At 50.7% G+C, this 16,022-nt stretch carries 8 protein-coding genes; 6 read left to right on the top strand and 2 right to left on the bottom strand.

Annotated elements, in window-relative coordinates:
- Positions 1-263: 263 nt before the first annotated feature.
- From QNH99_RS07820 to rcsB, 3 genes are read left to right on the top strand one after another with little or no spacing between them, the layout of a single operon-like run.
- Positions 264-1,418, top strand: coding sequence for an MFS transporter (locus tag QNH99_RS07820; RefSeq protein ID WP_096010871.1), 1,155 nt, complete (start codon positions 264-266; stop codon positions 1,416-1,418).
- A gap of 18 nt (positions 1,419-1,436) precedes the next feature.
- A complete protein-coding gene (gene rcsD / locus QNH99_RS07815; RefSeq protein WP_283356072.1) occupies positions 1,437-4,097 on the top strand; it encodes a phosphotransferase RcsD in 2,661 nt (886 codons plus the stop codon).
- A gap of 1 nt (position 4,098) precedes the next feature.
- Positions 4,099-4,749, top strand: coding sequence for a response regulator transcription factor RcsB (rcsB, locus tag QNH99_RS07810; protein ID WP_014605387.1), 651 nt, complete (start codon positions 4,099-4,101; stop codon positions 4,747-4,749).
- Positions 4,750-4,789: 40 nt separating this feature from the next.
- On the opposite strand, the gene rcsC is transcribed toward rcsB, so the two are convergent.
- Together rcsC and gyrA are read right to left on the bottom strand one after the other, a co-directional pair.
- Entirely contained in the window at positions 4,790-7,633 is a 2,844-nt protein-coding gene (rcsC, locus tag QNH99_RS07805; protein WP_063880273.1) for a two-component system sensor histidine kinase RcsC, read from the bottom strand.
- A 220-nt stretch (positions 7,634-7,853) separates the two neighbouring features.
- Positions 7,854-10,496, bottom strand: coding sequence for a DNA topoisomerase (ATP-hydrolyzing) subunit A (gene gyrA / locus QNH99_RS07800; RefSeq protein WP_063880274.1), 2,643 nt, complete (start codon positions 10,494-10,496; stop codon positions 7,854-7,856).
- Between the two features lie 457 nt (positions 10,497-10,953).
- Between gyrA and QNH99_RS07795 the strand changes: the two genes are divergently transcribed.
- From QNH99_RS07795 to nrdA, 3 genes are all read left to right on the top strand, one after another.
- Positions 10,954-11,538, top strand: a complete 585-nt coding sequence (locus tag QNH99_RS07795; RefSeq protein ID WP_063880275.1) for a hypothetical protein — start codon at positions 10,954-10,956, stop codon at positions 11,536-11,538.
- 976 nt (positions 11,539-12,514) lie between these two features.
- Positions 12,515-13,243, top strand: a complete 729-nt coding sequence (ubiG, locus tag QNH99_RS07790) for a bifunctional 2-polyprenyl-6-hydroxyphenol methylase/3-demethylubiquinol 3-O-methyltransferase UbiG (RefSeq protein ID WP_063880278.1) — start codon at positions 12,515-12,517, stop codon at positions 13,241-13,243.
- A 454-nt stretch (positions 13,244-13,697) separates the two neighbouring features.
- Entirely contained in the window at positions 13,698-15,983 is a 2,286-nt protein-coding gene (nrdA, locus tag QNH99_RS07785; RefSeq protein WP_063880279.1) for a class 1a ribonucleoside-diphosphate reductase subunit alpha, read from the top strand.
- The last annotated feature ends 39 nt before the right edge of the window (positions 15,984-16,022 follow it).

The raw sequence follows: 16,022 nt of genomic DNA, 5'->3' as shown, positions 1-16,022 counted from the left end.
GCCAGATACTCAAATTCAGCTAAGCTATTCACCTTGCGAACTTGTGATGAAGATCGTCCTGGAAAGGGAGCTGTTTTGGGTTTATTCGCGGGCTTTGCCAGGAAAGTTCTGGAAAACACATCCATCAGGATAAAAGTCGGTACACTGGCTTTTCTCATGACCTGTTACAGCAGGCCGGTTAACCTGTTAAACCTGTGTTCTCACAGCGTTTTACAGGAAATTGATGCTACACTTTTCTGCTTTGCTACTGATGAATTAGAGCCATGACAGCACTGGATGCCGCAAAATCAAGCCAATCTGACAGCCGCCTGAGCGGGGGCACCCGTACTATTTTTTTGATCAACGGATTGGGGATGTCTGCCTGGGCTCCGTTGGTGCCCTATGCACGCGATCGATTGCACTTAGATGGCGCCTCATTGGGTGCGCTTTTGCTGTGTCTGGGAATTGGCTCACTCCTTGCCATGCCGGTGACCGGCACCTTAGTGGCGCGCTTTGGCTGCCGCAGAGTGATCGTCTGTTCGACGTTAGTGGTGTTATTCATGATGCCGCTGCTCGCCACAGTGCAAACACATTTGTTAATGGCAGCAACATTGATGCTGTTTGGTGCCGGACTGGGCATGCTGGACGTCGCCATGAACTATCAGGCGGTAGAAGTGGAAAAAGCATCCGGCAGACCGATGATGTCGGGCTTCCATGCTTTTTTTAGCCTGGGCGGTATTCTGGGTGCCGGTGCGGTTAGCCTGCTGTTAAGCCTGACGTTTACCCCGTTAATAGCCGTGTTAATCATTATGGCCGTGATGGGGGTACTGTTGCTCTGGCGTCTGCCAACCTATATGAATCAGCGCTTACATCAGCCCGATCAGTCGTGGCTGGTGATTCCGCGTGGACGCGTCGCCTTTCTGGGCATGCTGTGTTTTATTCTGTTTTTAGCGGAAGGAGCCGTGCTCGACTGGGGCGCACTTCTGCTGTTACAAAACCCCTCAATGACGACGGCGCATGCCGGGCTGGGCTATGCCCTGTTTTCCGTCGCCATGACGATTGGACGTTTTAGCGGCGATAAAATCATTCACCGCGTTGGCCGCTACCCGGTTATGTTGATGGGCGCACTGGCGGCGGCTTCAGGCATGACCTTAGCCGTGCTCCTGCCCTGGCCAGAAGCCTCACTGCTGGCTTTCTTACTGGTGGGTTTTGGTTTATCGAATACCGTGCCCATGTTATTTAATTCGGCAGGTAATCAGCATGATATGCCGGCGAACCTGGCGATTTCTGCCATGACAACGTTGGGATATGCAGGTATTCTTTCTGGTCCGGCGTTGATCGGGTTCATTTCTCAATGGATTAGCCTTAGCGGTGCATTTTTGCTTATTGCGCTGTTATTGTTAGCTGTGGCTGTCAGTGCGCGCAACGTTGCGCGATAATTCAGGTATCTGAGCGCTATGTTGTATAAGTTTCCGCTGACATCCGGTAATGTCACTCGCTTTTTTATCGTATTTAATCTGGTGCTGTTACTGGCGCTGGGCTTTATGGTGCAAAATTCCGTCAATGCCTGGTTGACGGATAAACGTTATGCCATGGCGGATATGGCGCGTGATATTCAAAAACGCATTGATGCCTATCGCTTTGTGACCTGGCAGATCTATGAAAACCTGTCGACCAGCGCCGCCGGATCGACACCCGCCACGAATTTACAAGAGACGCGCCTGCGTCCGGATGTCTACTATCTGGAAAAAACCCGACGCAAAACCGAAGCGCTGATTTTCGGTTCGCATGACAGCAGCACGCTGGATATGTCGATGCGGATGTCCAGTTACCTGGATACGTTATGGGGTGCAGAAACGCCGACATGGTCAATGTATTTTTTAAATGGTCAGGACAACAGCCTGATCATGATTTCCACCCTGCCCCTGAAAGACATGACCACGCGCTACAAAGAGAACGCCATCAGTTCTCTGGTTGAGGCACGACGTGCAGAAATGCTGCAACAGGCTAATGCGCTGGATGAGCGTGAAAGCTTTTCACCGCTGCGTCATCTCGCTTTTCAGAATGACCACTATTTTACCCTGCGTACGACGTTCAATCAGCCGGGCCATCTGGCCACCGTGGTGGCATTTGATTTACCTGTTAATGACTTGCTCCCACTCAATATGCCGGTGGAAAACTTCCAGCTGCGTCAGGATGCTCCGCTGAATAACAGCGCCAGCAGCAACCAGGAAGATGTCGAAACCACGCAGGTTTCGTTGGTCAGTCACGATATCGAAATAGCCGCAACGCTCCCGAGCACATCGTTACAGCTGGTCTATCAGGTGCCCTTCTTACGCCTGTTGCTCGACAGCGCGCATAATTTGATGTGGCCGTTGCTGATTAACCTGCTGCTGTTCTTGCTGTCACTTGGCGGAATGTTGTTGTTACGTCAACAGTCTCTGCGCCCGAGTGAAAACCAGAGCGCCGAGCTGGATTCGCTCCGTGTACTTAATCAGGAGATTGTCGCCAGCTTACCGGTTGGCTTGCTGGTCTATGACTTCGCCAGCAATCGCACCTTGTTAAGCAATAAAATCGCTGAGCATCTTTTGCCTCACCTTAATTTGCAGAAGATCATCAATATGTCCGATCAGCATCAGGGCGTACTCCAAGCCACGATTAACAATGAGGTGTATGAAATCCGCCACGCGCGCAGCGTCTTATCACCGCATACTCAGCTGTTTATGATGCGCGATCAGGATCGTGAGCTACTGGTGAACAAGAAGCTGCAGAAAGCGCAACAGGTGTTAGATCGTAACCACCAGATGCGTCAGCAGTTGCTCCATCACCTTGGTCACGCGTTAAACCAGCCGCTGGAAAAGATCGTTTCGCAGCTGGTTCACCTGAGCCAGCGTGAGAACGACGAGAGCGTGCTGGATATTCTGGATGAGAGTCAGTCACTGGCCCGCCTGGTTGACGATATCGTGCTGCTCAATCGCCTTGAAGCGCATGACTGGTCCCCGGATGCCTCGGTGTTTAACCTGCAGGAACTGCTGGACGAGATCACTCTGGAAAGTCTGCCGCTGCTGCGTCGCAAGGGATTATCGCTCGTGGTGAATAATCATCAGGCGAATGATGAAATGCGGTTTGGCGATCGCCGTGCCCTGCGCAAAGTGCTGACGACGCTGATGCATTATGCCTTGATCACGACGCGCTGGGGCAAGATAACGCTCGAAGTGAAAACGGCGGAGCACCATCCCGACCGCCTTTATATCGAGCTGGTGGACACCGGTGCCGGACTCACCGTGGATGAACTGGCCAATGTCGACTTCCCGTTCCTGGGCGATACCAGCCAAGATCGTTATGGTCAGGCTTCCGGGATGGCGTTTTTCCTGTGTAAACAGCTGTGCAAGCAGATGGGCGGCAGTCTGGAAATCGTCGCCAAAGCGGATATTGGTACTCGCTATAATATTCAGCTTCCGCTTACGCTTGAAGAAAAGCGCGAAGAGGATGAAGAGAAAATCCTCGAAGGGATTACCGCCCTGGTGGAGATCGCGGTTGAAGACGTCCACAAGATCGTCTGTCGCCATCTGGAGAACTGGGGCGCACGCTGCCTGACGCCAGATGAACGCATCTCAGGCCAGGATCATGATGTACAAATTACTGACGACCCCAGCAAATTATGTGGCTGGGCTTTATTGCTGGCGGAAGATGAACCCGGCCATCATGCTTTAAACGATCAACAGTATCGCGTCAATTTCAATCTCAGCAATGCACTACTTGATGCATTACTGGCACTGATTGAGAAGCAATTGTCCCACGATGTGATGGAGGATGACACCGACGATGACGCCAGCACGCCACTGTTAAGTGGTGGCTATTTCCAGCTGTTTACTGAGACAGTACCGGATGATGTAAAGAGATTGTATACTGAGTCAGCGATATCAGATTATGCCTCGCTTGCTCAGACAGCTCATCGCCTTAAAGGCGTGTTTGCTATGCTCAATTTGACACCGGGCAAACAGCTTTGTGAAGAGTTAGAACACCACATTAAAGTGTGTGACGATTCAAACATTACAAATACCACCAGTAATATTGACGCTTATGTCAATCAACTGCTGCAGCAAGGTAACCAATAAGATGAATAACTTGAATGTAATTATTGCGGATGATCACCCAATTGTTCTTTTCGGTATCCGAAAATCTCTGGAACAAATTGAGTGGGTTAACGTTGTAGGCGAATTTGAAGATTCAACGGCGCTGATCAACAACCTGTCCAAGCTTGATGCGAATGTTCTGATCACCGACCTCTCCATGCCAGGTGAAAAGTATGGTGACGGTATTACGCTGATTAAATATATCAAACGTCACTATCCCGACCTGTCCATTATTGTTCTTACCATGAACAATAACCCGGCGATTCTGAGCTCGGTACTGGATCTGGATATTGAAGGGATCGTACTGAAACAGGGTGCGCCAACCGATCTGCCAAAAGCGCTGGCAGCCCTGCAGAAAGGCAAGAAATATACGCCAGAAAGCGTGGCTAAACTGCTGGAGAAAATCAGTGCGGGCGGTTATGGCGACAAACGTTTGTCGCCAAAAGAGAGCGAAGTATTGCGCCTCTTTGCTGAAGGTTTCCTGGTCACAGAAATTGCCAAGAAGCTGAACCGCAGTATTAAAACCATCAGTAGCCAGAAAAAATCAGCCATGATGAAGTTGGGTGTGGATAACGATATCGCCCTGCTCAACTACCTGTCATCGGTCAGTGCGACCCAAATCGATAAAGATTAAGTCCGCAGGCGGTGCGTTTACGCACCGCCTCTCTTCCCGGCTATCCTTCCCGCGTTTTTCGTACCCGCTCCGCATAAATACCCAGCGTCGTTTTCAGCACGTCTAACGTCACTGGCTTCGACAGACAGTTGTCCATTCCGGCATCCATACAACGTTGTTTTTCTTCCGCCAGCGCATTCGCCGTCACGCCCACCACCGGGAATACGTGCCCAAGCTGACGCAACCGCTGTGTCAGGCGATAGCCATCCATATTCGGCATGTTCACATCGGTCAGCACTATATCAATGCTGTTACGGCTGAGGACATTCAACGCATCAACGCCATCCTGTGCCGTTTTAACCTGATAACCCAGCGTGCCAAGCTGCTCTGACAGCAACATACGGTTGATAGGATGATCGTCAACGATCAGCACCATAATGTCGTCGTTATGAATTTTCTCTTCCACCGGACTGGCCAGCGACAACGCATCGTTCACGTCGGATTCAACCGCAATGCGGTAAATGCGCGCCAGCAGGGTTGGCAGCTCATGCAGGGTGGCGGTGCTGTGAATCCAGCGCCCGGCCTGGGGCTCACGCGGCATGTCCACGTGTGAGCCGTCAACGGTGATAACTGCGCGAACCGGAGAGCTAACGTCTAACGAATAATCCGTTAACACCACATCATCACTGCCGGGATCAGCCTGATATTCGGCGACCTGAATACCATGCTGCTTTAACAACCGCTCAAGATACTGCGCCAGGTATTCATTACGCATCGCCAGCCAGATTTTCTTATCCTGTAACCCATCCAGCAGCGGGATTGAAGGCTGCTTACCGTTATAGATGGGAATGCGCACAATAAACTGGCTTCCCATCCCTGGCTCAGACTCAACCTCAATATCACCGTCCATCATATTGATGAGCTTTTCGCAAATTGCTAAACCCAGCCCGGTGCCCTGAAAATTACGCTGTACGCCATTACCCACCTGGAAAAAAGGATCGAACAGTCGGGTTAACTCTTTTGCCGGAATGCCGACGCCGGTATCCCGCGTGCGGAACGCCAGATAGCCTTGTGTGACATAGGCATGCAGGATAATGCAGCCCGTATGGGTAAATTTAATGGCATTATTCAGCAGGTTAGAAATCACCTGTTGCAGGCGCAGTGGATCGCCATCAAGCGCCTGCGGCACATCGTGCTCGATATAGCAGTAAAGCGTCAGACGTTTCTTTACCACCAGGGAGAGGTAGTTACCAACAATGTGGGTAATCACTTCTCGCGGCGAGAAAGGACGTGGTTCTATCTTCAGCTGCTCCGACTCGATTTTGGAGAAATCGAGAATATCGCTGATGATTTTCAGCAGCAGGCTGGAGGAGTTATTCATTGCGGTGACCAGCGACGCTATCCCGCTCGGCAACTGCCGCGTCTGCAGCAGATCCAGGTTGCCAATGATGCCATACAGCGGCGTACGAAGTTCGTGGCTGACCGTCGCCAGGAACATCGATTTCGACTGGCTGGCCTGTTCAGCAGCATGGGCCATTTCCTGTAGCGATTGCTCCATACGGACGCGCGCGGACACGTCCACCAGCACACAGATGGCTACGTTCTCATTTCGATAGCGGGAATGCACGAAGCTGATTTGCAGGTTAGTGTTGCTGCCCGTCAGCACATCGACAAAGTTAACCTGCTGACCACCGATAATCTCATTCAATCGCTTACGATCTTCTTGCGTCAGCAGCGTGAGATAGTTGTGCGCCAGCTCATTACTGAGAATGTTGGTGCCATCGCTGGTGCGCAGAATACAAATCCCGACCGGGGCCGAGGCCACAATTTTACGGTTAAACTGCTCATGCTCTTCCAGCCGGTGGGCATTTTCTTCCGCTGGCAGAAACATGCGCCGCTCAAATAGCCAGGCCAGCGTAAACAGCACAATCGCGCTCAGGATATTAAGCAATAAGGCATTAATCATCATCAGCTTAAGCTGATCGACCAGCACGTCGGTCGATACCGACCACACCACGTTAAGATTCGAGGGCGGCAGCGGTTTTTTCAGCACCAGTTGACGATAACCGTCAAGATAGCCAAACCAGGTTTTGTCATCGGGCAATTCATTTAGTGAAAAACCTAAACCACCCCGGCGCGAGGTCAGGAGCGGATAATAGTTTTCATCCGTGATCGTGGCTGTTACGGGCAGGCTACCGGGCTGAATAAACTCCTCAAGCTGAATGTTTTGTTCCACCCCCAGCAAGGCCTGAAGCTTATCGGCAACGTATATCGGCATCACAACAGAGAAGCTACCCACGCCAGGCTGCGCGCTACTGTTTACCCAGTAAGCGGGATTGCGCCGGTCCTCTTCCGAGCTGTTGCGGTAGCGTTGTAGGTTTTCTTGCAGTAGTTTCAGACTGCGATCGCGACTGACGTTATTGCCGATAGCAAAATCCGCCAGGCACTTACTATCCCCACTAATCAGGAAAACCCTGCTCAAATCATAAGATGAGGCAAAGTTGCTTTTCCAGTAATTGATATAGTTGCCAAGTGAGTCCAGTGAGGTGCGCCAGGTGGTGCTCATGGAGGCACAGTCGTCGCCTGAATACAGTGGCGTAAACTGCGGTTGAATGGTTTTGCCGGCCGGTAACCGACCTGAGGGATCGGCCCCGCTACTGGTTAAATGGTTTTCAGCGATGTACTTGAGCTCACGCATCATGCCCGCCGAGTGGCGCACGTACCAGTCAATTGTCCCGTAGTTGCTGGCGAATTCCTGACGAACCTTATTCTCTTTATCGTGAAGTACGCTGATGATATAGAAGGTGGTCAGCACCGCGCCCAGTAACCAGATTAGCAGCGCCAGCGCGCGAAACAGATAGCGCGAAATGCGAAGCGTCGTGCGGAAAGAGACTAGATATTTCAAAGGTGACTCGCAGGTGGCAAGGTTAGTCGCATCGTTGGATTTTTAATGCTCATACACTAGCTTTATCGCAGCAAAAAAGCCAGTCGGCTACGGAGCGCGACCGCAGTTTGGGAATGTTTGACCTTACGGGAAATCATCCTTGCTAACACACCACCGCAAAAAAAACGGCAGGTCGGGTTGCCCCTGACCTGCCGTTCATGACTCACGTGCGTTGGATGACTTACACGTCGTCGTCCGCTGCGGGGACATCGTCGTCGTCGTTGTCGACTTCAGGCACGATATCTTCGTCCCCTTCCGCGACGCTGCCGTCGATGGAATCCAGCTCTTCTTCTTCCACCGGCTCCGCAACGCGTTGCAGTCCGACAACGTTCTCGTCTTCTGCAGTACGAATCAGAATCACACCCTGGGTATTACGGCCCACGATGCTGACTTCAGATACCCGTGTACGCACCAGAGTGCCTGCATCGGTGATCATCATGATCTGATCGCTGTCGACCACCTGCACTGCGCCAATCACCGGACCGTTACGCTCGGTCACTTTGATAGAGATAACGCCCTGCGTAGCACGCGACTTGGTCGGGTATTCGCTGTTAGCTGTACGCTTACCATAGCCGTTCTGGGTGACCGTCAGGATAGCGCCCTCTTCGCGCGGCACGATGAGTGAAACCACCCGATCGTTCTGCGCCAGCTTGATACCACGAACGCCCGAAGCGGTACGACCCATGGCACGCACGGCAGATTCGGCGAAGCGCACCACTTTACCGGCAGCCGAGAACAACATCGCTTCATCGTTACCGTTGGTCAGCGCGACACCAATCAGCTCATCATCATCGCGCAGGTTAATGGCAATGATACCGGCGCTGCGTGGGCGGCTGAACTCTTGCAGACCCGTTTTCTTCACTGTACCGCTTGCGGTTGCCATGAAGATGTTGAAGCCTTCGGTATATTCGCGCACTGGCAGAATCGCCGTGATACGTTCGTTGGCTTCAAGCGGCAGCAGGTTGACGATGGGACGTCCACGCGCACCACGGCTGGCTTCCGGCAACTGGTAGACCTTCATCCAGTAGAGTCGGCCACGGCTGGAGAAGCACAGAATGGTATCGTGGGTGTTGGCCACCAACAGACGATCGATAAAGTCTTCTTCTTTAATGCGTGCGGCTGACTTGCCTTTGCCACCACGGCGCTGCGCTTCATAATCCGTCAGTGGCTGATATTTCACATAACCCTGATGCGACAGCGTAACCACCACGTCTTCCTGATTGATCAGGTCTTCGATGTTGATGTCAGCACTGTTCGCGGTGATTTCCGTGCGGCGCTCATCACCAAACTGATCGCGCATCAGTTCCAGCTCTTCGCGGATGACTTCCATCAAGCGCTCTGAGCTTCCCAGGATGTGCAGTAACTCGGCAATTTGATCCAGCAGCTGTTTGTACTCATCCAGCAGCTTTTCATGCTCAAGACCGGTCAGTTTCTGCAGACGTAAGTCCAGAATGGCCTGAGCCTGTTGCTCGGTCAGATAATACTGGCCGTCACGAATACCAAACTGCGCCTCCAGCCACTCCGGACGGGCTGCATCGTCACCTGCGCGCTCCAGCATGGCTGACACGTTGCCCAGATCCCACGCTTGTGAAATCAGGCCCGCTTTGGCTTCCGCTGGCGTCGGTGCACGGCGAATCAGTTCGATGATCGGATCGATGTTAGCCAGCGCAATCGCCAGGCCTTCAAGGATATGTGCGCGATCGCGCGCCTTACGCAGTTCAAAAATAGTACGACGCGTCACCACTTCACGACGATGGCGAACGAAGGCTTCAAGAATCTCCTTCAGCGCCATAATCTTCGGCTGGCCCTGATGCAGTGCCACCATGTTGATGCCGAAAGAGGTTTGCAGTTGAGTCAGTGAATAGAGGTTGTTAAGGACCACTTCACCGACTGCATCGCGTTTGATTTCAATGACGATGCGCATGCCGTCTTTATCGGACTCATCACGCAGGGCGCTGATCCCTTCGACGCGTTTTTCTTTCACCAGCTCGGCGATTTTCTCGATCAGGCGAGCTTTGTTCACCTGATACGGAAGTTCGTGAATGATGATCGTTTCACGCCCGGTTTTGGCATCCACTTCTACTTCGCCACGGGCACGGATATAAACCTTACCACGGCCGGTGCGATAGGCTTCTTCAATGCCGCGGCGGCCATTGATGATTGCCGCTGTCGGGAAGTCAGGCCCCGGAATGTGTTCCATCAGCCCTTCAATGCTGATGTTTTCATCTTCGATATAAGCGAGGCAGCCGTTGATCACTTCGCGCAGGTTATGCGGCGGAATGTTGGTTGCCATACCGACTGCGATACCGGACGAGCCGTTTACCAGCAGGTTAGGGATTTTGGTGGGCAGAACTTCAGGGATCTGCTCTGTACCGTCGTAGTTCGGAACGAAATCGACGGTCTCTTTTTCCAGGTCAGCTAACAGGTCGTGGGCGATTTTGGACATGCGCACTTCGGTATAACGCATCGCCGCAGCGGAGTCGCCGTCGATGGAGCCGAAGTTGCCTTGACCGTCCACCAGCATGTAACGCAGGGAGAAAGGCTGGGCCATACGTACAATGGTGTCGTAAACGGCAGAATCACCATGCGGGTGATATTTACCGATAACGTCACCGACGACGCGGGCAGATTTTTTATAGGGTTTGTTCCAGTCATTACCCAGTTCGCTCATCGCGAAAAGTACGCGGCGATGCACTGGCTTCAGGCCATCACGCACATCGGGTAAAGCTCGGCCAACGATGACCGACATGGCGTAATCGAGGTAAGAATTTTTTAACTCTTCTTCGATATTAACCGGTGTAATTTCTCTCGCAAGGTCGCTCATGGAGCCGCTATCCCTCTACTAATCCCGGATTTTAAAGGTGCGAAAGTATATCATAGAGCCGCACGTGAGGGAAAAGTAAAGCAACGACAACCACGAGGTTTTTCATCCCTTACTGGCACAAATTTAACCCAGACAGGTACAACACGAAAATGCACCTTACAGGCGATGCTGGACACAGAGTGAAACGTATAATTTGCGACCAATAAACAGGTTTACTTCGGCATCAGCCACTCTTATCACTCCTTGATAATCACAGCAGTTGAGGCAGTCGTGTGACATGTTGAATTGTTGCTTTATGACCGCCACTCTAAATTGCAGAAAACCAGGATTAATCCCAAAAAACATCTTTCACGCTCAGTTCCACTGGCTCTGATTGAATTACTCATTCTAAGGTACTTCAAAATCAAAGAGTAAATGTTATGATATTAAAAAAATTAATGTAACCGTTGGCTATCCTATGAATATATCACTGGTTGAAAACACAGGTCTTTATTATATTATCGAGCGTATTTACCCTCGTGACGGACTCATTCCTGATAATTTTTCTTTTGGTGGAATTTCCCCCTCACTCGTTCAGATATATCGCATGGTGATTAGCCTCTCCAGAAAGCAAGATATGTATATGGAGGGAGCAAAAATCAACCCTGCAAATATCACTCTTTGGCAGACTATAAAATATTCGTTTGGCACCCCGGTACAGACAAAATACACAGGTGATTTAGTGTATACGCTGGCATTTTCAGGTTCGTTAGCCTCCTTTTCAGCACTCCCTGACTCTGATGTATTGGATATACCTAAAAACTTGACCAAGCCCAGAACAACCAGAATTTCACCAACGATCAATTATGGGAAAGACCCTATACCTAACATTATTCTTTACGGGAACAAAAACGTAAAGTTCACTATGGATAATGGTGGAATAGATACACCTACGGCAATGGCAAAGTACAATAGCAATACAAAAGAAACAAAATTAGTTACTGATAAAACAGAACTAAAAAAATCAATGCTTGATCTAAAAAAACATGGTGTAACACTATGAATAACAAGTTTTTTTATTTATTTTCAATAATATCATCACTGTTCTTATTTTGTCTCGGCTTTAATTTCCATTATGAAATTTTAACGCTATCTTCTGCCTGTCAAGATTTTTTTTCTGGTAACATCAGTAGCTTATTTTATAATAAAACTATTACTGGCCTCACGTTATCAATATTTTGTTTACTCGCTGCATTTATTCTTAGAAAAAAATCAGCACGCGTAAAAAAAATCATAACCCAACAATTCATTCAAATACTAACATCGATAATTGCAATAACAGTCAACTCCAAGATAAAACCCATTCCATGTGAAAGCATTACCACTGGATATCCACTGAACATCTTCCTGGCTTTTTTATTCGGTTTTATTATTAGCATGATATTTGTTTTAAAAAGGAGAGAACCTTGATTTTTAAAACCATAAAAAAAGGGTTCAGACTCTGCATGAATTACGAAGAAAAAGATTCGAAACTCGAATACTTCATCTTCCTGGTTTTCCAGCTAGTCTGGTTTTCGCTCTACCTGTCCTTTCTGGCGGACGATTCCCTTTCAATCCTGCTGATCATTGCATTTATTATGCCTCTTATTTCCAGCAGTTTGCGGTGCCTTAACTATCTGAACAGAAGCCGTGCGATTGGTTTTTTGTGGATACCCTTTCCCTATTTCATGGCTTTAATCCCTTTGTTGCTAACCAGAAAACACATAACGTAAGCGCGTTTTTTGTCTCGCCGTTTTACCCTTACGCCAACTGCGATCAGGCCATCTTTAGCTTCCGGTCATCATTCTGATAGTGCTGATAACATAATCACATTTCAGTTGCTCCCTCCTTTCGGCTTGCCAGTGAAACATTCTCTTTTGTCATCGTGCCTTTCGATTTAAGCCAGGTTTGGCTATGACTGCTGACTCTTCAGCCTACGGCCTGGTTCAGCTTGAGGTATACTCCCAACCATCAACGCTATTAGCCGGAGTAACAAGGTTATGATTTCAACTTCACAGGAAAGCGGTCAGAACGTTGACCATAAGGAAATTGCCAAGTTTGAGGCCGTTGCCTCGCGCTGGTGGGATCTGGAGGGCGAATTTAAACCGCTGCACCGTATTAACCCTCTGCGGCTGGGCTATATTGCACAACACAGCAACGGGCTGTTTGGCAAGAAGGTGCTGGATGTCGGCTGTGGCGGCGGTATCCTGGCCGAAAGCATGGCACGGGAAGGCGCAGTGGTCACCGGATTGGATATGGGCGCTGAACCGCTGGAAGTCGCGCGTCTGCACGCGCTGGAAAGCGGCGTCACGCTCAGCTATGTGCAGCAGACGGTGGAAGAGCACGCCAGCCAACACGCGGGCGAATACGATGTGGTGACCTGCATGGAAATGCTGGAACATGTGCCCGATCCACGTTCGGTGGTGCACGCCTGCGCGCAGCTGGTGAAACCCGGCGGTGAGGTGTTCTTTTCTACCATTAACCGTAATCCCAAAGCCTGGCTGATGGCTATTTTTGGCGCTGAGTATGTTCTGCGCATGGTGCCGCGCGGCACGCATGATGTGAAAAAATTTATCCGCCCTTCCGAACTGCTGGGCTGGGTCGATGAAACGCCACTGCGTGAGCGCAATATGATTGGCCTGCACTACAACCCCATCACCGATAAGTTTCGTCTGGGTAACGGTGTTGATGTGAACTACATGATACACGCCCACCACGGCGACGCCTGATCCGCCGCAGCGTGCGGCTCTGCCCACGCTGCTGTCATCCTGTTGTCATCTGCTCGCGCTAATTTTCCCATGGGGCAGTTCTGTGTCATCGGAGCCATGACATTTGCACATCTTGCTGATGCCTGCTTTCTGGTGTTTGAAAAACTTGCGCAATGTTTGAAAAATCAGCGGTCGATCATAAATTGCAATATTTTCTCTGGATGGTTGACATGACCTGCGGCCTTACGAGACGCGGCTTAAGAAAACCCTTAGAAAATACAACCCCCGTAGACATCATTTTTTCCTCTTGTTAAGCGCCAGCAAAATACTAGAATAAGCCTCCATATTGTTATACATATCTTCGACAACCCCAAGATGTAGTGTTTATCCACAACATTATTCACAATGAATATGCTGTGCATAAATCGGGATTTCTTTTAATTATTGGATACTCACGCAAAGGTAAAAACGCGACATGAACCAAAGTCTGCTCGTTACTAAACGCGATGGCCGCCAGGAGCGCATTGATCTCGACAAAATTCACCGTGTCCTCGACTGGGCGGCCGAAGGGCTGAACAATGTGTCGGTTTCACAGGTAGAGCTGCGTTCCCACATTCAGTTTTATGATGGCATCAAAACGTCTGACATCCATGAAACTATCATTAAGGCCGCTGCAGACCTCATTTCTCGCGATGCCCCTGATTATCAGTATCTGGCTGCGCGACTGGCTATTTTCCACCTGCGCAAGAAAGCTTACGGTCAGTTTGAACCCCCAGCCCTGTACGATCAGGTTGTTAAGATGGTCGATCTGGGTAAGTACGACCGCCATCTGCTGGAAGACTACAGCCGTGAAGAGTTCGAGCAGATGGACGGCTTTCTCGACCACTGGCGTGACATGAATTTTTCCTACGCGGCGGTGAAGCAGTTAGAAGGCAAATATCTGGCTCAGAACCGTGTATCCGGTGAAATCTATGAAAGCGCACAGTTCCTGTATATCCTGGTCGCAGCCTGCCTGTTCTCAGCTTATCCTCGTGCGACCCGCATGGATTACATCAAGCGTTTCTATGATGCGATCTCGACCTTTAAAATCTCACTGCCGACGCCCATCATGTCCGGTGTGCGTACGCCTACGCGTCAGTTCAGCTCGTGTGTGCTGATTGAGTGCGGCGACAGTCTGGACTCCATCAATGCCACTTCCAGTGCGATTGTGAAATACGTTTCTCAGCGTGCGGGCATTGGTATTAACGCCGGCCGTATCCGCGCGTTGGGTAGCCCTATCCGCGGCGGTGAAGCCTTCCATACCGGCTGTATTCCGTTCTACAAACACTTCCAGACCGCCGTAAAATCCTGTTCGCAGGGCGGCGTCCGTGGTGGTGCAGCCACACTGTTCTATCCCATGTGGCATCTGGAAGTCGAAAGCCTGTTAGTTCTGAAGAACAACCGTGGCGTTGAAGGCAACCGCGTTCGTCATATGGACTATGGCGTGCAGCTCAACAAACTGATGTACCAGCGTCTGCTTAAAGGCGAAGACATCACGCTGTTCAGCCCGTCAGACGTGCCTGGCCTGTATGATGCGTTCTTTGCCGATCAGGACGAATTTGAGCGTCTCTACACCAAATACGAAAAAGACAGCAGCATTCGTAAGCAGCGTGTCAAAGCGGTTGACCTGTTCTCGCTGATGATGCAGGAACGCGCCTCAACGGGCCGTATCTACATCCAGAACGTCGATCATTGCAACACGCACAGCCCGTTTGACGCCAGCATCGCTCCCGTGCGCCAGTCTAATCTGTGCCTGGAAATTGCGCTGCCAACCAAACCGATGAGCGACGTTAACGACGACAACGGTGAAATCGCGTTGTGTACGCTGTCAGCCTTTAACCTGGGTGCCATCGAAAGCCTGGACGACCTGGAAGAGCTGGCAACACTCGCGGTGCGTGCACTGGATGCCCTGCTCGATTATCAGGACTACCCTATCCCGGCCGCACAACGCGGTGCAATGGGTCGCCGTACGCTGGGTATTGGCGTAATTAACTTTGCTTACTACCTGGCGAAACACGGTGTACGTTACTCCGACGGCAGTGCCAATGGTCTGACGCACAAAACGTTTGAAGCCATTCAGTACTACCTGCTGAAAGCGTCCAATGAGCTGGCGAAAGAGCAAGGTGCCTGCCCGTGGTTCAATGAAACCACTTATGCGCAGGGCGTGCTGCCGATCGACACCTACAAGAAAGATCTGGATGCGATCTGTAATGAGCCGCTGCACCTGGACTGGGAAACCCTGCGTGAGCAGATTAAAACCCACGGTCTGCGTAACTCGACGCTGTCCGCGCTGATGCCGTCTGAAACCTCATCGCAGATTTCAAACGCAACCAATGGTATTGAGCCACCGCGTGGTCATATCAGCATCAAGGCATCCAAAGACGGTATTCTGCGTCAGGTTGTGCCGGAGTATGAGCGCCTTAAAGATCAGTACGAACTGCTGTGGGATATGCCGTCGAACGATGGTTACCTGCAACTGGTCGGCGTGATGCAGAAATTCGTCGACCAGGCGATTTCGTCTAACACCAACTACGATCCGTCACGTTTTGCCAACGGCAAAGTGCCGATGAAGCAGTTGTTAAAAGATCTGCTGACCGCCTACAAGTTTGGCGTTAAGACACTCTATTATCAAAACACCCGTGATGGTGCGGAAGATGCACAGGATGATCTGGCACCTTCTATTCAGGATGATGGCTGCGAGAGCGGCGCCTGTAAGATCTGACGGTCGGGCGGGAAGCCTTTCCCGCCCACATTTTCCCGC

It is taken from the genome of Pantoea allii (assembly GCF_046529425.1).
GTDB classification, from domain to species: domain Bacteria; phylum Pseudomonadota; class Gammaproteobacteria; order Enterobacterales; family Enterobacteriaceae; genus Pantoea; species Pantoea allii.
This window is presented reverse-complemented; position numbering and strand designations above follow the sequence as displayed.